Source organism: Cedecea sp. NFIX57 (genome assembly GCF_900177785.1).
Lineage (GTDB): Bacteria > Pseudomonadota > Gammaproteobacteria > Enterobacterales > Enterobacteriaceae > Cedecea > Cedecea neteri_C.
On record NZ_FXAS01000010.1, the window covers coordinates 49,642 to 65,897 of the forward strand.

General features: G+C 52.9%; 15 protein-coding genes and 7 tRNA genes. 3 read left to right on the forward strand and 19 right to left on the reverse strand.

Annotated features, from left to right (window positions below; translation table 11 throughout):
• The first annotated feature begins 45 nt into the window (after positions 1-45).
• Positions 46-528 carry a zinc ribbon-containing protein gene (locus B9Y90_RS10475; RefSeq protein WP_085541201.1) on the forward strand — a complete coding sequence of 161 codons (483 nt, stop codon included), beginning with the start codon at positions 46-48 and terminating at the stop codon, positions 526-528.
• A 46-nt stretch (positions 529-574) separates the two neighbouring features.
• Here B9Y90_RS10475 and B9Y90_RS10480 read toward each other — a convergent pair whose 3' ends face one another.
• From B9Y90_RS10480 to B9Y90_RS10495, 4 genes are all read right to left on the reverse strand, one after another.
• A complete protein-coding gene (locus B9Y90_RS10480; RefSeq protein WP_085541202.1) occupies positions 575-1,300 on the reverse strand; it encodes an amino acid ABC transporter ATP-binding protein in 726 nt (241 codons plus the stop codon).
• The gene (gene gltK / locus B9Y90_RS10485; protein WP_039291165.1) at positions 1,300-1,974 is read right to left on the reverse strand and encodes a glutamate/aspartate ABC transporter permease GltK; all 675 of its coding nucleotides are present in this window, start codon (positions 1,972-1,974) and stop codon (positions 1,300-1,302) included. The genes B9Y90_RS10480 and gltK overlap by 1 nt, the downstream gene beginning before the upstream one ends.
• Positions 1,974-2,714 (reverse strand): amino acid ABC transporter permease, encoded by a 741-nt coding sequence (locus B9Y90_RS10490; RefSeq protein WP_039291167.1) that lies wholly within the window; start codon positions 2,712-2,714, stop codon positions 1,974-1,976. The genes gltK and B9Y90_RS10490 overlap by 1 nt, the downstream gene beginning before the upstream one ends.
• 200 nt (positions 2,715-2,914) lie before the next feature.
• Entirely contained in the window at positions 2,915-3,820 is a 906-nt protein-coding gene (locus tag B9Y90_RS10495; RefSeq protein ID WP_039291169.1) for an amino acid ABC transporter substrate-binding protein, read from the reverse strand.
• Positions 3,821-3,866: 46 nt separating this feature from the next.
• On the opposite strand from B9Y90_RS10495, the gene B9Y90_RS26920 reads away from it, so the two are divergent.
• On the forward strand, positions 3,867-4,118 hold the full coding sequence (locus B9Y90_RS26920; RefSeq protein WP_156108029.1) for a hypothetical protein: 252 nt from the start codon (positions 3,867-3,869) through the stop codon (positions 4,116-4,118).
• A gap of 85 nt (positions 4,119-4,203) precedes the next feature.
• On the opposite strand, the gene lnt is transcribed toward B9Y90_RS26920, so the two are convergent.
• The 5 genes from lnt to miaB form a co-directional block, all read right to left on the reverse strand.
• Positions 4,204-5,745, reverse strand: coding sequence for an apolipoprotein N-acyltransferase (gene lnt, locus B9Y90_RS10500; RefSeq protein WP_085541203.1), 1,542 nt, complete (start codon positions 5,743-5,745; stop codon positions 4,204-4,206).
• Between the two features lie 7 nt (positions 5,746-5,752).
• Positions 5,753-6,631: a CNNM family magnesium/cobalt transport protein CorC gene (corC, locus tag B9Y90_RS10505; RefSeq protein WP_008456079.1), complete on the reverse strand. Its 879-nt coding sequence runs from the start codon at positions 6,629-6,631 to the stop codon at positions 5,753-5,755.
• Between the two features lie 99 nt (positions 6,632-6,730).
• The gene (gene ybeY, locus B9Y90_RS10510) at positions 6,731-7,198 is read right to left on the reverse strand and encodes an rRNA maturation RNase YbeY (protein ID WP_085541204.1); all 468 of its coding nucleotides are present in this window, start codon (positions 7,196-7,198) and stop codon (positions 6,731-6,733) included.
• Positions 7,195-8,256, reverse strand: a complete 1,062-nt coding sequence (locus B9Y90_RS10515; RefSeq protein WP_008456082.1) for a PhoH family protein — start codon at positions 8,254-8,256, stop codon at positions 7,195-7,197. The genes ybeY and B9Y90_RS10515 overlap by 4 nt, the downstream gene beginning before the upstream one ends.
• Before the next feature lie 211 nt (positions 8,257-8,467).
• Complete coding sequence (miaB, locus tag B9Y90_RS10520; RefSeq protein WP_039291175.1) at positions 8,468-9,892, reverse strand: tRNA (N6-isopentenyl adenosine(37)-C2)-methylthiotransferase MiaB; 1,425 nt, start codon at positions 9,890-9,892, stop codon at positions 8,468-8,470.
• Positions 9,893-10,015: 123 nt separating this feature from the next.
• Between miaB and ubiF the strand changes: the two genes are divergently transcribed.
• Positions 10,016-11,191: a 3-demethoxyubiquinol 3-hydroxylase gene (gene ubiF, locus B9Y90_RS10525; protein WP_085541205.1), complete on the forward strand. Its 1,176-nt coding sequence runs from the start codon at positions 10,016-10,018 to the stop codon at positions 11,189-11,191.
• A gap of 88 nt (positions 11,192-11,279) precedes the next feature.
• Here ubiF and B9Y90_RS10530 read toward each other — a convergent pair.
• From B9Y90_RS10530 to nagC, 10 genes are all read right to left on the reverse strand, one after another.
• Positions 11,280-11,354: transfer RNA gene (locus tag B9Y90_RS10530), tRNA-Gln, on the reverse strand.
• Between the two features lie 35 nt (positions 11,355-11,389).
• Positions 11,390-11,464, reverse strand: a tRNA-Gln gene (locus B9Y90_RS10535).
• A gap of 45 nt (positions 11,465-11,509) precedes the next feature.
• Positions 11,510-11,586, reverse strand: a tRNA-Met gene (locus B9Y90_RS10540).
• A 21-nt stretch (positions 11,587-11,607) separates the two neighbouring features.
• Positions 11,608-11,682: transfer RNA gene (locus B9Y90_RS10545), tRNA-Gln, on the reverse strand.
• 38 nt (positions 11,683-11,720) lie between these two features.
• Positions 11,721-11,795 (reverse strand) — tRNA-Gln (locus B9Y90_RS10550).
• A gap of 22 nt (positions 11,796-11,817) precedes the next feature.
• Positions 11,818-11,902: transfer RNA gene (locus tag B9Y90_RS10555), tRNA-Leu, on the reverse strand.
• Positions 11,903-11,912: 10 nt separating this feature from the next.
• Positions 11,913-11,989: transfer RNA gene (locus B9Y90_RS10560), tRNA-Met, on the reverse strand.
• A 252-nt stretch (positions 11,990-12,241) separates the two neighbouring features.
• On the reverse strand, positions 12,242-13,903 hold the full coding sequence (gene asnB, locus B9Y90_RS10565) for an asparagine synthase B (RefSeq protein WP_085541206.1): 1,662 nt from the start codon (positions 13,901-13,903) through the stop codon (positions 12,242-12,244).
• 309 nt (positions 13,904-14,212) lie between these two features.
• A complete protein-coding gene (locus B9Y90_RS10570) occupies positions 14,213-14,968 on the reverse strand; it encodes an HAD-IIA family hydrolase (protein WP_085541207.1) in 756 nt (251 codons plus the stop codon).
• Positions 14,969-15,030: 62 nt separating this feature from the next.
• Positions 15,031-16,251 (reverse strand): DNA-binding transcriptional regulator NagC, encoded by a 1,221-nt coding sequence (gene nagC / locus B9Y90_RS10575; protein WP_039291182.1) that lies wholly within the window; start codon positions 16,249-16,251, stop codon positions 15,031-15,033.
• Positions 16,252-16,256 lie beyond the last annotated feature (5 nt).

A 16,256-nucleotide genomic window follows, 5' to 3' on the forward strand; every position in this document is an offset into this window, starting at 1 on the left:
TACCACGCCGCGAATGCGGGAATCCTTCAAGGAGGCAGGCTAACGATGAACAAGGTTGCTCAATTTTATCGGGAACTGGTCGAATCGCTGAGTGAACGTCTACGCAAGGGGGATCGCGATATTGATGCGCTGGTTGCCAGCGCCCGTAAGCAGATGAATGACACCGGGGAGCTGACCCGAACGGAGATAGAGGAGGTAACGCGTGCGGTGCGCCGTGATCTCGAAGAGTTTGCTCGTAGCTACGGGGAAAGTCAGGAAGAGTTCACCGACAGCGTTTTTATGCGGGTGATTAAAGAGAGCTTATGGCAAGAGCTGGCGGACATTACCGACAAAACGCAGCTTGAATGGCGGGAAGTGTTTAAAGATCTCAGCCATCACGGGGTGTATCACAGCGGCGAAGTTGTTGGGTTAGGCAATTTAGTGTGTGAAAACTGTCACCATCACATTGCAATTTACACACCTGATGTGCTGCCGGTTTGCCCGAAATGCGGTCATAACCAGTTTCATCGACGGCCATTTGAGCCTTAAAAAAAAGCCTTCCGCAGGGAAGGCTTTTTACTGTGGCGCGTTACGGTTAGTGCAGTATTTTCGCCAGGAAGTCTTTGGCGCGTTCAGATTGAGGATTATTGAAGAAGTCATCTTTGTTTGAGTCTTCGACAATTTTCCCTTCATCCATAAAGATCACGCGGTTAGCCACTTTGCGGGCAAAGCCCATTTCGTGGGTTACCACCATCATGGTCATGCCTTCATTGGCCAGCTCAACCATGACGTCCAGTACTTCGTTGATCATTTCCGGGTCTAGCGCTGAGGTTGGTTCGTCAAACAGCATTGCGATAGGATCCATACACAGGGCGCGGGCAATCGCGACACGCTGCTGCTGGCCGCCGGAAAGCTGCGCCGGATATTTATCGGCATGGGCGGCAAGCCCAACGCGCTCGAGTAATTTTAACCCTTTGGCGCGGGAAGCTGTTTTATCGCGCTTCAGCACTTTGACCTGGGCAAGCGTCAGGTTTTCGATAATCGACAGGTGAGGGAACAGCTCGAAGTGCTGGAACACCATGCCAACGTGGGAGCGGAGTTGCGCCAGATTGGTTTTCCTATCGTTCACCTGGGTGCCGTTCACCAGAATTTCGCCTTTTTGTACGGGCTCAAGACCGTTGACGGTTTTAATCAGCGTAGATTTGCCGGAACCGGAAGGCCCGCACACGACGACAACTTCGCCTTTCTTCACTTCGGTTGAGCACTCGGTCAGCACCTGAAAGTGACCATACCATTTAGAAACATTTTTCAGGGTAATCATTACACAGTCCTTTTCTTCAAGTAGCTGACCAACAGCGATGCACTGAGGCTAATCACAAAATAGACCAGGCCAGCAAACAGGATCATCTCGACCTGTGTGCCGTCACGCTCGCCAATGGTGGAGGCGGTGCGGAAGAAGTCTGCCAGGCTTAAAACATATACCAGCGAGGTATCCTGGAACAAAACGATGCCCTGAGTTAACAGCAGCGGCACCATAGCGCGGAAGGCCTGCGGCAGAATAATGAGTTTCATCGACTGCCACTGGGTCATGCCCAGCGCCAGAGCGGCGTTTGACTGCCCTCTGGAAATACTCTGAATACCGGCGCGAATGATTTCTGAATAGTAGGCGGCTTCAAACATTGAGAAGGCGACCATCGCGGAAATCAGGCGGATATCGGTTTTTGGCGACAGACCTAGCACCGACTGCAGGAAGCCAGGCACCACCAGATAGAACCAAAGCAGTACCATCACCAGCGGCACGGAGCGGAAAACGTTCACGTAAGCGGTAGCAAACCATGCGATCGGCTTGAAGCTCGACAGACGCATGACTGCCAGCAGCGTGCCCCAGACAATGCCTATCACCACCGCGGTAACGGTGATTTTGAGCGTAATGACCAGCCCCTGCATTAAGTACGGCAGGGCAGGTAGAATAGAACTCCAGTCAAGATCGAGCATTATTTGCCCCCCATATTGCCAGGCAGGCGAATTTTACGTTCAACCACATACATCACGCCCATGATGACGGCGTTAATCAGTACATAGGCAAGGGTAATCGCCGTAAAGGATTCATAGGCGTGTGCCGAGTAATCCAGCAGCTTGCCAGCCTGTGCCGCCATATCCACCAGACCAATGGTTGAGGCGATGGCCGAGTTCTTCACCAGGTTCATCATTTCAGAGGTCATCGGCGGCACGATGACGCGATAGGCGTTAGGCAGCAGGACATAGCGATAGGCCTGAGGCAGCGTCAGCCCCATTGCCAGAGCCGCGTTCTTCTGCCCGCGAGGCAGGGATTGAATTGCGGCTCGCACCTGTTCACAAACGCGAGCGGCGGTAAACAGACCGAGGCAAATCATTGACGAGAGGAAGAACTGAATATTGGGATCCAGTTCGGACTTAAACCACATGCCGATGTTTTCCGGCAGCAGTTCAGGCACAACCAGATACCAGGTAAAGAATTGGACTATCAGGGGAACGTTGCGAAAGAGTTCAACGTAAAGTGTACCGATGCCGGACAGGAATTTGTTCGGGACCGTACGCAAAATACCAAACAGAGACCCTACCAGAAAAGCAATGATCCATGCGGTTATTGACAGGGCTACGGTGACCTGGAAGCCATTCCAAATCCAGCCCAGATAGGTTGTGTTGCCGAACGGGGCGGGCTGTAAAAAGATTCCCCAGTTCCAGTCTATAGACATAACTTACTCCGAGATAAAAAAAAGAGGGTAGCGCAGGCTACCCTCGAAGATTGATGAGAAGCCGGTGCCTTGAAGCAGATCTTTGTCTGCGTTTTTGGGCACCTTCACGCTGGTGGGGGAACGACCCACCAACGCATAGTCTGTCCTGGCTTCAGTTCGTCAATCGGGAGGGCGGATTTTTCCGGCCCCTGTGTTTCTAATTAGTTGAGAGCTTTGTCGTTTGGTTCCTTGAACAGCGCTTTCATTTCGTCAGAAAGATCGAAATTCATGTTGAGGTTTTTCGGTGGAATTGGCTGTTTAAACCATTTATCAAACCATTTCGCGGCTTCACCGGAGGTTTGTGCCTGCGCGATGGTGGTATCCATCAGCTTTTTAAACTCTGGGTCATCTTTACGCAGCATACAGCCGTAGGCTTCCTGGGACTGCGGCTTTCCGACGATCTCCCAGTTATCTGGCTGTTTAGCCTTCGCACGTTCACCGGCCAGCAGGGCATCATCCATCATAAAGGCAACGGCACGGCCGCTTTCCAGGGTACGGAAGGAGTCACCGTGGTCTTTGGCGCTGATAATACGCATGCCCATTTTCTGCTCGTCGTTAAGCTTGTTGAGCAGGATTTCGGAAGTGGTTCCGGAGGTCACAACAACGGTTTTCCCTTTCAGGTCAGGGAAGTCCTTAATCGGGCCGCCTTTTTTCACCAGCAAACGGGTGCCGACAACGAAGATGGTGTCGGAGAATGCGGCTTGTTTTTGACGTTCCACGTTGTTGGTGGTGGAACCACATTCAAAATCGAAAGTGCCGTTTTGCAGCAGCGGAATACGGTTCTGAGAGGTGATTGGGATCAGTTTCACCTGCAGGTCAGGTTTGTTCAGCTGTTTTTTCACCGCTTCTACGATGGCGTTTGAGTAGTCCTGAGAGTAGCCAACCACTTTTTGCTGATTGTCGTAGTAAGAGAAAGGTACAGATGATTCACGGTGGCCGACCACGATAACGCCGTTGGCTTTGATTTTATCCAGCGTTGACTGCTGAGGTTTCGCATCTTCTGCATGAACCATTGTGGCGCTCATGCCCATCACCAGCATTGCCGTGGCCAGTTTACGTAATTGCATATCCAACTCCTTAATCTTAGTGCCAGAGGAGGCACCGGTATCCGATGTGAGTGTTGTGTTTTGTTGTTTTTTCATGCTGCTAAAAGCGTCATGCAATGCTCTTTTGTTAGCATCTAACCTAGCTGAATGTAAAGAAAATGCTAATAAGATGTTTATTTTTGCGAAGCGCGCCGCACCGTTTAAAGGCAAAGATATGCCGATGCACTATAACGGTGCTTGCGATGTCGCTTTTTGGTGCATGCATTTTTCACTGCCCGATACGGCCAGGCCACAGGGCGTCTTTGCGCCAGCTATTTGATTTCAACTGTTAATATCTAGCAAAGCTTGTGCCAGAAATGAAAAAGGCCAGCAAATTTGCTGGCCTTTAGGCGCGGGAAGGGAGATTACTTTTTGCTGCGGTTACGCAGGCTCATCACCAGAGCGGTGAAACCGAATAACGCGGTAATCACCCACAGCGGCCAGAAGCCGAAGCGTGCATAAGGCGTTAAGCCGGTGGTTGGCGTGACTTTCGCTTCCAGCACTTCGCGAGTGAACTGCGGGATGATATTAGTGATATCACCTTCGGCGTTGACCACCGCAGTGACGCCGTTATTGGTACTGCGCAACAGAGGCCGCCCCAGTTCGAGCGAACGCATACGCGCCATCTGCAGGTGCTGCCACGGGCCGATAGATTTACCGAACCAGGCATCGTTGGAGATAGTCAGCAGGAAGTCAGTATCTGGCCTGAAGTTGTCCCGGACTTGTTCACCCAGGATGATTTCGTAGCAGATTGCCGCCGTCAGCTTAACGCCGTTTGAGAGCAGTTGGGGCTGAACATATGGCCCACGGCTGAACGATGACATTGGCAGATCGAAGAACGGGGCCAGCGGCCGTAGAATCGATTCAAGCGGCACAAACTCACCAAATGGCACAAGGTGGTTTTTGTTGTAGCGATTACTGCTGGTGTAGCTGTAAGGGCTACCTTCACCAAGCGTGATAATGGTGTTGTAGGTGTCATACCGGTTTTGCTTGTTAAGGCGTGCATCGACGATACCGGTAATTAATGAGCTGTGTTTTGCCCGCAGCAGGTCATCCATCATGGTCAGGAACTGTTGCTGATTAATTTCCAGATCGGAGATAGCCGATTCCGGCCAGATGATAAGCTTAGCTTTGCCCATCTCCGGCTCTGTTTTATCCAGATAAATTTTCAGCGTTTCCAGCAGCTGGCTTTCATTCCACTTTAGCGACTGGGGAATGTTGCCTTGTACCATCGCCACATCAACGGAACGCTCTGGCAGAGGCTGGAACCATTGAATACTGCGCAGAGGCCAGGGTAATAACAGTAAAGCCGCAGAAACCGCGGCAGGAACCCATTTCCGTGCCTGCAGGGCGTACACCAGAAGGCCACTGATAATCATCAATAGGAAGGTAATCGTATCGACCCCAAAAATCGGCGCGATACCTTTTAGTGGGCCATCGATCTGGCTGTAGCCAAACTGCAGCCACGGGAAGCCGGTCAACACCCAGCCGCGCAGAAATTCGGTAATTTGCCAGACGACCGGGGCGGCAATAGCTACGCGCCACCATGTTGTTTTTGGCCACAGCTTGCTGAGAATACCGGCAAACAAACCTGTGTAGAGTGACAAATAAGCGGCCAGCAGTACGACCAGGAACACGTTCACCGGGCCCGGCATACCGCCAAACTGAGCAATACTCACGTAAACCCAGTTAACGCCGCTGCCGAACAGCCCCAGCCCCCAGAAGAAGCCAATCGCGGCGCTTTGTACCGGGCGACGGTTGAGCGTCAGACCCTGCAAACCAGCCAGCGAGACAATGGCTGCAGGCCAGAAATTATAAGGGGAAAAGGCCAGCGTTCCGCAGGCCCCAAAGAAAAGCGCCAGCAGCAGGCGAATGCGCTGGCGTTGAAGAAGTTGAGCTATAGCCATAGCTGAGTTATTCGTCCAGTTTAGGTTGCGGCGAGTCGTCCGGAATTCTGACATGAACCTGAATAATACGACGGCTATCGGCCATGGCGACTTTGAACTGGTAACCATCTATTTCAATGGTTTCGCCACGGGCAGGCAGATGCCCAAAGGCTTGCATCACCAGACCACCGATGGTGTCGACTTCTTCATCGCTAAAGTGCGTGTCGAAGGTTTCGTTGAAGTCTTCAATAGAGGCGAGGGCGCGCACCGTCCACGTATGGCGGCTCAGCTGACGGAAATCGCCGTCTTCCTCGTCGTCGTATTCGTCTTCGATTTCCCCGACAATCAGTTCAAGGATATCTTCGATAGTCACGAGACCTGAAACGCCGCCAAATTCATCAATGACAATCGCCATATGATAGCGCTGCTGACGAAACTCTTTCAGCATGCGGTCAACCCGCTTGCTTTCAGGCACGACAACCACCTGACGTAACACTTTTTCCATGCTGAAAGGCTCAGAGTCGCTGCGCATAAACGGCAGCAGATCTTTCGCCATCAGAATCCCTTCGATGTGATCTTTGTCTTCGCTTATCACCGGGAAACGGGAGTGAGCGGAATCGATAATGACATCGAGACACTCGTCCAGCGTCTGGTTGTGTTTGAGCGTGACCATCTGTGAACGTGGGATCATGATGTCGCGGACGCGCTGGTCAGCGATATCCATCACCCCTTCGAGCATGTCGCGGGTGTCCTGGTCTATCAGAGAGTTTTGCTCAGAATCACGAATAAGCGTCAGCAGATCGTCACGGTTTTTCGGTTCACCGTGAAACAGCTGGTTGAGAATGAGGGAGAAGAATCCCTTTTTGGCTTCCGGCGTGTCACTATTCTGTGAATTGTCGTCGCTCATGGCGTTAGGTTTTAGGCCTCATATAAATCAAATACTAACAGGCAGCCTGATGGTGCACTGCCTGCGCGTGGCGGCGGCAAAGGGAAAGCCCTGAGCCGACTACTCTTTCTCGGCAATGTACGGATCGGCATACCCAAGAGCAAGCATTATCTCTGTTTCCAGCGCTTCCATCTCTTCGGCTTCATCGTCTTCGATGTGGTCGTACCCGAGCAGATGCAGGCTGCCGTGTACAACCATATGTGCCCAGTGGGCATCCAGCGGCTTCTCTTGTTCTTTGGCTTCCTGCTCAACCACCTGACGGCAGATGATCAGATCGCCCAGTAAGGGAAGCTCAATCCCCGGCGGGGCTTCAAACGGAAAAGAGAGCACGTTGGTGGGCTTATCTTTCCCGCGATAGGTCAGGTTCAGGTCGTGGCTTTCTGCTTCGTCTACCAGACGAACGGTGACCTCTGACTCTGGCTGAAACTGAGGAATAACCGCATCCAGCCAGCGCTGGATTTGTGCTTCATCCGGCAGGCCGCTTTCTGCTTCGCAGGCAACCTGTAAATCTAAAATAACCTGACTCATTTGCTCTCCTGAGCGGTAGCCTGCAGGGCAAGGGCTTCACGTTTACGCTCGGCGGCAAGCTCGTCTTTGCGTTTTTGATCGGCGGCTTCCCAGGCTTCATAGGCGTTAACGATGCGGGCCACAACGGGGTGGCGCACCACGTCTTCGCTGTTAAGGAAGTTGAAGCTGATTTCATCCACCTCGGACAGAACGTCGATAGCATGACGTAAGCCTGATTTCAGGTTACGCGGCAGGTCAATTTGCGTCACGTCGCCGGTAATCACAGCTTTGGAGTTGAAGCCAATGCGGGTCAGGAACATTTTCATCTGTTCGGTGGTGGTGTTCTGGCTTTCATCAAGAATGACAAAAGCATCGTTCAGGGTACGGCCACGCATGTAGGCTAGTGGAGCGACTTCGATAACGTTGCGCTCAATCAGCTTTTCGACTTTCTCGAAGCCCAGCATTTCAAACAGCGCGTCGTACAGAGGGCGCAGGTACGGGTCAACCTTCTGGCTTAAATCGCCGGGAAGGAAGCCCAGTTTTTCACCCGCTTCAACCGCCGGACGGGTCAGCAGAATGCGGCGAATTTCCTGGCGCTCCAGCGCATCAACCGCGGCGGCAACGGCAAGATAGGTTTTCCCTGTCCCTGCCGGTCCAATGCCGAATGTGATGTCGTGGTCAAGAATATTCGCGATGTACTGCGCCTGGTTAGGCGTACGCGGCTTAATGACGCCACGCTTAGTTTTTATATGGATAGCTTTACCGTAATCCGGCACGCTGTCGGCCGTTTGCTCCAGCACCCGACTTTCTTTAATCGCCAGATGAATTTGCTCAGGGTCGATATCCTGGCTTTGGCCGCGCATTGGCGCGGTGTCTACATACAGATGGCGCAGAATATCCGCAGCGGCGTTAACGGAAAGCTCACGACCGGTGAGCCTGAAGTGATTGTCACGGCGGTTGATTTCAATCCCCAGCCGGCGCTCCAGCTGTTTGATGTTGTCATCAAAAGGGCCGCACAGACTAAGCAGACGGGCGTTATCCGCCGGTTCCAGCGTTAATTCACGTGTTTCGATATTCAAACTTATCCTCTGGGTCACTCGGGGCCAGTTAGAGTAAAACGGTCTCGCGTAGCCGAAAATACGGTTCGGCTACAGGGAAATTATTTATCCCGCAGCGTGATGGCGCAAGCGTCACAATTGATATTTGGGTGATGTCTTCAGAATGCAAGTGCAAACAATGAGACAGCCTGTCAGGGCGTGGAATTCGCGTTCTGGCAGGCTGTGGAGAGAATTAAGGCTGGTAAGTCCCAACGCCAATTTCATTCTCTTTGCGGGTACGAGCAATAACGGAAGCCGGGGTTTCAGCAATACGCAGGCCCATTTCGCTTTCTGTGCGTACCAGCTTCGCGCGCAGGGAGTTAGTCAGGACTTCGGTGATTTCAACATCCACGAATTTCCCGACCATATCCGGTGTCCCTTCGAAGTTAACCACGCGGTTATTCTCGGTACGGCCGGACAGCTGCATAATGCTTTTACGTGAAGTACCTTCCACCAGAATGCGCTGCACCGTGCCCAGCATTTTGCGGCTCCACTCCATTACCTGCTGGTTAATACGATCCTGCAGGATATAAAGGCGCTGTTTTTTCTCTTCTTCCGGTACGTCATCAACCATGTCGGCCGCCGGGGTGCCCGGGCGAGCGGAGAAAATAAAACTAAAGCTGGTGTCAAAGTTGACGTCAGCAATCAGTTTCATGGTCTGCTCGAAGTCCTGGCTGGTTTCGCCCGGGAAGCCCACGATAAAGTCTGAGCTGATCTGGATATCCGGGCGCGCAGCGCGCAGCTTGCGAATCGTCGATTTATACTCCAGCGCGGTATGCGTGCGGCCCATCATATTCAGCACGCGGTCAGCACCGCTTTGAATCGGCAGGTGCAGGAAGCTCACCAGCTCGGGCGTGTCGCGGTACACTTCGATAATGTCATCGGTAAATTCGATAGGGTGGCTGGTGGTGAAGCGAATACGGTCGATACCGTCAATTGCGGCAACCAGGCGCAGGAGTTCAGCAAACGAGCAGATGCCGCCGTCGTAAGCCGCGCCACGGTATGCGTTAACGTTTTGACCCAGCAGGTTAACTTCACGCACGCCCTGTTCCGCCAGTTGAGCGATTTCAAACAGAATATCGTCGCAAGGGCGGCTTACTTCTTCGCCACGGGTATAAGGCACCACGCAATAGGTACAATATTTGTTGCAGCCTTCCATGATGGAAACGTAGGCGGTCGGGCCTTCGGCTTTCGGTTCAGGCAGGCGGTCAAATTTTTCGATTTCCGGGAAGCTGACGTCTACCACCGGGCTGCGGGTACCGCGAACCTGGTTGATCATTTCCGGCAGGCGGTGCAGGGTTTGCGGCCCAAAGACGATGTCTACATAGTGTGCCCGCTGGCGAATTTTCTTTCCTTCCTGAGAGGCAACGCAGCCGCCGACGCCAATGATCACGTCCGGACGTTTGGCTTTGATATGCTTCCAGCGCCCCAGCAGGTGAAACACCTTTTCCTGTGCTTTTTCGCGAATAGAACAAGTGTTCAGCAGCAGAACGTCCGCTTCATTCGCGTTATCGGTCAGCGTAAAGCCGTGGGTGCTGTCCAGCAGGTCGGCCATCTTCGATGAATCGTATTCGTTCATCTGGCAGCCCCAGGTTTTTATATGGAGTTTTTTTGTCATCGACTTGCCATTGCTCAAGGTGAAGTCAGGAATTAAGCCGGATAGTGTAATGCTTTGCTATGGATGTGACCAGCCTGGGAAAAGCCAGTAGAATTAGCAAAGATGAATTAAGGAAAGAGATTTATGGCAAATCAACCAATTGAAGTAGCCGTTATTGGCGGCGGCATGGTCGGTGCGGCCGCTGCGCTGGGGCTGGCGCAGCACGGTTTTCGTGTGGCGGTGATTGAACATCATGCTCCTGAGGCTTTTGTTCCAGGTAGCCAGCCGGATGTCCGTATTTCGGCCATCAGCAGTGCATCGGTTGGCCTGCTCAAGTCTCTTGGCGTCTGGGGCAGCGTTTTAGCGATGCGGGCGCACCCTTATCGCCGCCTGGAAACCTGGGAATGGGAAAGCGCGCACGTCGGTTTTGATGCCGAAGAACTGGGCTTACCTGAGCTCGGTTTCATGGTGGAAAATAACGTGCTGCAGCGCGTGCTTTGGGAAGCGCTTGAGGCACATCAGAATATCACTTTACGTTGCCCGGCGAGGCTACGGCAAATCCATCGCCAGGCAGCAGGTTGGGCGCTTGAGTTTGAAGACGGCGGCTCACTCAATGCTGAAATGGTGATTGGCGCGGATGGCGCGAATTCCCAGATCAGAAAATGGGCGGGGATTGGCGTGCATGCCTGGCAGTACCGTCAAGCCTGCATGCTGATTACCGTTAAATGCGAGTTTGAGCCGGGAGACAGCACCTGGCAGCATTTCACACCGACAGGGCCACATGCTTTCCTGCCGCTGTTCGATAACTGGGCCTCGCTGGTTTGGTATGACACGCCGACACGTATTCGGCAACTGCAGGGAATGAACATGCCCCAGTTGCAAAAAGCGATTTCGGCCGCTTTTCCTCAGCGACTCGGGGCGGTTACGCCGGTTGCCAGCGGGGCATTTCCACTGACTCGTCGACACGCTTTGCAGTATGTCCAGCCGGGGCTGGCGCTGATAGGTGACGCGGCGCATACGATTCATCCTTTGGCCGGGCAGGGTGTTAACCTGGGGTATCGCGACGTTGATGCTTTGCTTGATGTGCTGATCGGTGCCCGTAGCCACGCAGAAGCCTGGGCGAGCGAGGCTATCCTGAAACGTTATCAGAGACGCCGTCAGGCGGATAACTTCCTGATGCAGAGCGGAATGGATCTGTTCTATGCGGGGTTCAGTAATAATCTGGGGCCACTGCGTGTGGTGCGAAATATTGGGCTGATGGCGGCGGAAAGAGCCGGTGGCCTGAAGCGTAAAGCGCTGAAATACGCCCTGGGATTATAGTTAAGACGCGCAGGGCGATTTACCGCTCTGCTTATGCTGGCTAAATGTCAGATAGCAAAAAGCCCGCTTGCGCGGGCTTTTCATTGTGTGGCTGGGGTGCAGGGATTCGAACCCCGGAATGCTGGTATCAGAAACCAGAGCCTTACCGCTTGGCGACACCCCAATTGCGTTAAACGAACCGCTTAACGACTTTAAAATTGGCTGGGGTACGAGGATTCGAACCTCGGAATGCTGGTATCAGAAACCAGAGCCTTACCGCTTGGCGATACCCCAACAATTTTTTTGGATTTATCGAAATTAATCAATAATTCCTTTGTATGGTGGCTACGACGGGATTCGAACCTGTGACCCCATCATTATGAGTGATGTGCTCTAACCAGCTGAGCTACGTAGCCAGACCTTATCATATTTTTCGATGGCTGGGGTACCTGGATTCGAACCAGGGAATGCCGGTATCAAAAACCGGTGCCTTACCGCTTGGCGATACCCCAATAACCGTCGCGGTGAACCGCATGTATCGAAAAAATAATGGCTGGGGTACCTGGATTCGAACCAGGGAATGCCGGTATCAAAAACCGGTGCCTTACCGCTTGGCGATACCCCATCCGTGCAACGCGAAAGATAAATGGTGCGGGAGGCGAGACTTGAACTCGCACACCTTGCGGCGCCAGAACCTAAATCTGGTGCGTCTACCAATTTCGCCACTCCCGCATAAAAAAGATGGTGGCTACGACGGGATTCGAACCTGTGACCCCATCATTATGAGTGATGTGCTCTAACCAGCTGAGCTACGTAGCCATCTTTTTACGCGCTACCTTATCGGCGTTGCGGGGCGCATTATGCTGAGTTGACTCTACAGCGTCAACTAGTTTTTTCCCGAAAACCCGCTCAGAATGCTCGTTTGAATGACTTGCGAACAGCTTGCTTGAAATATCGACAATAACGCACGTTTTTGTTTTTAATTCCGCTTAAAAACAGGGATAAAGCCGCGACAGGAATACAGAAACGACAACGGGCCATAAGGCCCGTTGTTTTAAGCTAAATTAGCGATTAATAGGCGGCCTGGTGCACACCCACCGCGCGCCCTGATGGATCGTTCATGGTTTTGAACGACTCATCCCATTCGATCGCTTTTGCGGAAGAACAGGCCACTGACGGGCCGCCAGGTACGCATTCCGCCGCGCTTTGCAGCGGGAACAGCTCTTCAAAGATTTCGCGGTACAAATAGGCTTCTTTCGAGCCTGGCGTGTTGTACGGGAAACGGTAGGCAGCGGTGGCCAACTGCTGGTCGCTAATCTGCTCAGCGGCCACTTCTTTCAGCGTATCAATCCAGCTGTAGCCTACGCCGTCAGAGAACTGCTCTTTCTGGCGCCACGCCACGCTTGCCGGCAGGTACGATTCGAAGCACTCACGCAGAACATGCTTTTCCATTTTGCCGTTGCCGCACATTTTATCCTGCGGGTTAATGCGCATTGCCACGTCGAGGAATTTTTTATCCAGGAACGGCACGCGGGCTTCAACGCCCCAGGCGGACATCGCCTTGTTGGCGCGGGCGCAGTCAAACATGTGCAGGGCCTGTAATTTGCGCACGGTTTCTTCATGCAGCTCTTTGGCGTTTGGCGCTTTGTGGAAGTACAGGTAACCGCCGAACACCTCATCAGAGCCTTCCCCGGACAACACCATTTTGATGCCCATCGCTTTGATTTTACGCGACATCAGGTACATCGGTGTTGAGGCGCGGATCGTTGTCACATCGTAAGTTTCGATGTGATAGATAACATCGCGGATCGCATCCAGGCCTTCCTGCACGGTGAAGTGGATCTCATGGTGAACCGTGCCCAGATGGTTAGCGACTTCCTGTGCGGCTTTCAGGTCAGGAGAACCTTCCAGACCCACTGCGAAGGAGTGAAGCTGCGGCCACCAGGCTTCGCTACGCTCTTCATCTTCTACGCGGCGCGCGGCAAATTTCTTGGTGATCGCGGAAATCACGGAAGAGTCCAGCCCGCCGGACAGCAGAACGCCATAAGGTACGTCGGACATCAGATGGCTCTTCACGGAATCTTCCAGCGCCTGACGCAGCGCATTTTTGTCCGTGACGTTGTCTTTTACTTCTTCGTAACTGAACCAGTCTCGCTGATAGTAGCTGCGAATTTCGCCGTCTTTGCTCCACAGGTAGCTGCCCGCCGGGAACTCTTTGATGGTGCGACAAACAGGCACAAGGGCTTTCATTTCTGAAGCGACATACAGGTTACCGTGTTCATCATGGCCCATATAAAGCGGGATGATGCCGATGTGGTCACGGCCAATCAGGTAGGCGTCTTGTTCGCTGTCGTAAAGCGCGAAGGCAAACATCCCCTGCAGATCATCAAGGAAGTCAGGGCCTTTTTCCTGATACAGCGCCAGGATAACTTCACAGTCTGAACCGGTCTGGAAGGTATAGCGGTCGCCGTATTCGGCGCGCAGAGCCTGGTGGTTGTAGATTTCGCCGTTAACCGCAAGGGCGTGAGTTTTTTCGGTGTTGTACAGCGGCTGAGCACCCGCGTTGACGTCAACAATTGACAGACGTTCGTGAACAAGAATTGCTTTATCGCTGGCATATACCCCTGACCAGTCCGGGCCGCGGTGGCGCATCAGGCGTGATAATTCCAGCGCTTTTTTGCGCAATTCAACTGCATCAGTTTTGATATCCAGAACGCCAAAGATAGAACACATATAACTTCTCCGTACACTTGCCTGAGCGATTTGAGTTGTGGTGCTGCGTTGCCGATTTTTTTGCTTTTGCTGTGGCTTTGCGGCGTTGCTTAGTAATGAAAATGCTCAATCGTTGAAGGGAATGCAAGGCTTTTATCTTTCAGCTAATAAATAGTGCAGTGAGGATTGCTGATTTATGAAAAATGATGATGTTTTCGGCGTGAAAATTAACGGATCGTCAATTTTTAACAATTTGTACTGAAGTTTGATTCGCCTGGGCGGCGATTTTTTATCGATATAAAAATGCCGGCTCTGGGCCGGCATTCTGAATTAGAAAATATCGATTTCAGCCACAGAGGGGTAAATCCAACTCGGCCGGAACGGCATATCATCGACGTTGTTCAGGCTGGAGACACCAGACAGAACCAGGATAGTTTCAAGACCCGCCTGGAAGCCCGCGAGAATATCCGTCCGCAGGTTATCGCCGACGATAACGGTTTGCTCGGAATGCGCCTGCATTTTATTGAGCGCCGCGCGGATAATCCACGGGCTTGGTTTGCCGACATAAAACGGTTCACGACCGGAGATTTTCTCAATACCCGCACAAAGCGCGCCGCAGGCCGGGCTAAAGCCGTGGCCGTGGCTGTCAGGATTGGTCGCAATGAAACGTGCACCGTTTGCCACGAAGTAGGCCGCTTTATGCATCATCTCCCAGTTAAAGGAGCGAGTTTCACCGACGATAACAAAGTCAGGATTGATGTCGGTAATGGTAAATCCAGCTTTGTAGAGTTCGTGAATCAGCGCCCCTTCACCGACGACGTAGGCTTTCTTACCTTCCTGACGACGGAGGAAATCGGCCGTGGCCATGGCCGAGGTGTAAAACACGCTCTCCGGCACGTCGATACCCGCGGAGGCAAAGCGGTTGGCAAGATCCTGGCTGGTCTGGGAAGGGTAGTTGGTCAGCAGCACCAGCGGCATTTCTTTTTCAAGAATACGTGCCAGAAATTCATTAGCGCCCGGCACGGCGACGTTGTCGTGCATCAGCACGCCGTCGATATCACAAATTACGCTCTGGATGGTGGTCATTAACAACTCTGGCTCACGGAATGAAGTCGGTAACTATAGCGTAAAATGCTGCCTGGGCAGCATTAACTTTCCAGCAAATGCTGAAGCAAGACGCCGTTTAGCATCGAGCGCTTAACCAGCGCAAAGGCTCCGATGGCCGAGCGGTCGTCCAGCTTTGAGCAGACGATAGGCAAATTTTTACGGAAGGCATTCAATACCTGAGTATTAATGCAGCCTTCAATGGCCGGCAGCAGCACTTTTTCAGCTTCGATTATCTCACCGGCAAGCACGACTTTTTGCGGGTTAAACAGGTTAATGGCGATGGAAATAGCTTTCCCCAGGTGGCGGCCAACGTGTTCCAGCACTTCACAGGCCAACGCATCGCCTTTATTGGCCGCTTTGCAGATAGCCTGAATACTACAATCTTCCAACGTCAGACGGCTGTTATAGCCTTGTTCCAGCAAATGGCGGACGCGTTTTTCAATGGCGGCGTTCGCGGCGATAGTTTCCAGGCAGCCAAAGTTACCGCAGTGGCAGCGCTCGCCTAATGGGTCTACCTGAATGTGGCCAATCTCACCGACGTTCCCATTACGGCCGATAAAAATCCGCCCGTTTGACAGAATGCCCGCCCCGGTGCCGCGGTGAACGCGCACCAAAATAGAGTCTTCGCAGTCGTGAGTTGCACCGAAGTAGTGCTCGGCCAGCGCCAGGCTGCGAATATCATGGCCGACAAAACAGGTCACTTTGAAACGTTTTTCCAGGCTGTCGACCAGCGCCCAGTTGTTGACGGCGATGTGCGGCATGTAGCGGATCACGCCGCTTTCGGGGTCAACCAGCCCTGGCAGGATGACGGAAATAGCGATAAGTTCGCGGGTTTTACGCTGCCAGGTTTCGATAAAGTGACTGATGGCGTTGAGCAACGCATGCTCGAGCGTTTCCTGGGTGCGTTCAGGCAGCGGGTAGTGCTCTTCGGCGATGGATTTCGCGCTCAGGTCGAACAGGGTGATAGTGGCGTCATGGCGCCCAAGGCGCACGCCAATAGCGTGAAAGTTACGTGTTTCGGTAGTAATGGAGATAGCGCGGCGGCCGCCGGTGGAGGCCTGCTGATCGACTTCTTTTATCAGGCCGCGCTCAATAAGCTGGCGAGTAATTTTTGTGACGCTGGCGGGCGCAAGCTGGCTTTGTTCGGCAATCTGGATGCGCGAGATGGGACCGTGCTGATCAATCAGGCGGTAGACCGCCGCGCTATTCAGCTGTTTTACCAGGTCAACGTTACCAATTTGGGCTTGTCCGCCAGTCGTCATGCTAT

Coding starts and splice junctions, on each gene's coding strand:
- B9Y90_RS10475 (WP_085541201.1), top strand. CDS start 46: ATGAACAAGGTTGCTCAATTTTATCGGGAACTGGTCGAATCGCTGAGT.
- B9Y90_RS10480 (WP_085541202.1), bottom strand. CDS start 1,300: ATGATTACCCTGAAAAATGTTTCTAAATGGTATGGTCACTTTCAGGTG.
- gltK (WP_039291165.1), bottom strand. CDS start 1,974: ATGCTCGATCTTGACTGGAGTTCTATTCTACCTGCCCTGCCGTACTTA.
- B9Y90_RS10490 (WP_039291167.1), bottom strand. CDS start 2,714: ATGTCTATAGACTGGAACTGGGGAATCTTTTTACAGCCCGCCCCGTTC.
- B9Y90_RS10495 (WP_039291169.1), bottom strand. CDS start 3,820: ATGCAATTACGTAAACTGGCCACGGCAATGCTGGTGATGGGCATGAGC.
- lnt (WP_085541203.1), bottom strand. CDS start 5,745: ATGGCTATAGCTCAACTTCTTCAACGCCAGCGCATTCGCCTGCTGCTG.
- corC (WP_008456079.1), bottom strand. CDS start 6,631: ATGAGCGACGACAATTCACAGAATAGTGACACGCCGGAAGCCAAAAAG.
- ybeY (WP_085541204.1), bottom strand. CDS start 7,198: ATGAGTCAGGTTATTTTAGATTTACAGGTTGCCTGCGAAGCAGAAAGC.
- miaB (WP_039291175.1), bottom strand. CDS start 9,892: ATGACAAAAAAACTCCATATAAAAACCTGGGGCTGCCAGATGAACGAA.
- ubiF (WP_085541205.1), top strand. CDS start 10,016: ATGGCAAATCAACCAATTGAAGTAGCCGTTATTGGCGGCGGCATGGTC.
- asnB (WP_085541206.1), bottom strand. CDS start 13,903: ATGTGTTCTATCTTTGGCGTTCTGGATATCAAAACTGATGCAGTTGAA.
- B9Y90_RS10570 (WP_085541207.1), bottom strand. CDS start 14,968: ATGACCACCATCCAGAGCGTAATTTGTGATATCGACGGCGTGCTGATG.
- nagC (WP_039291182.1), bottom strand. CDS start 16,251: ATGACGACTGGCGGACAAGCCCAAATTGGTAACGTTGACCTGGTAAAA.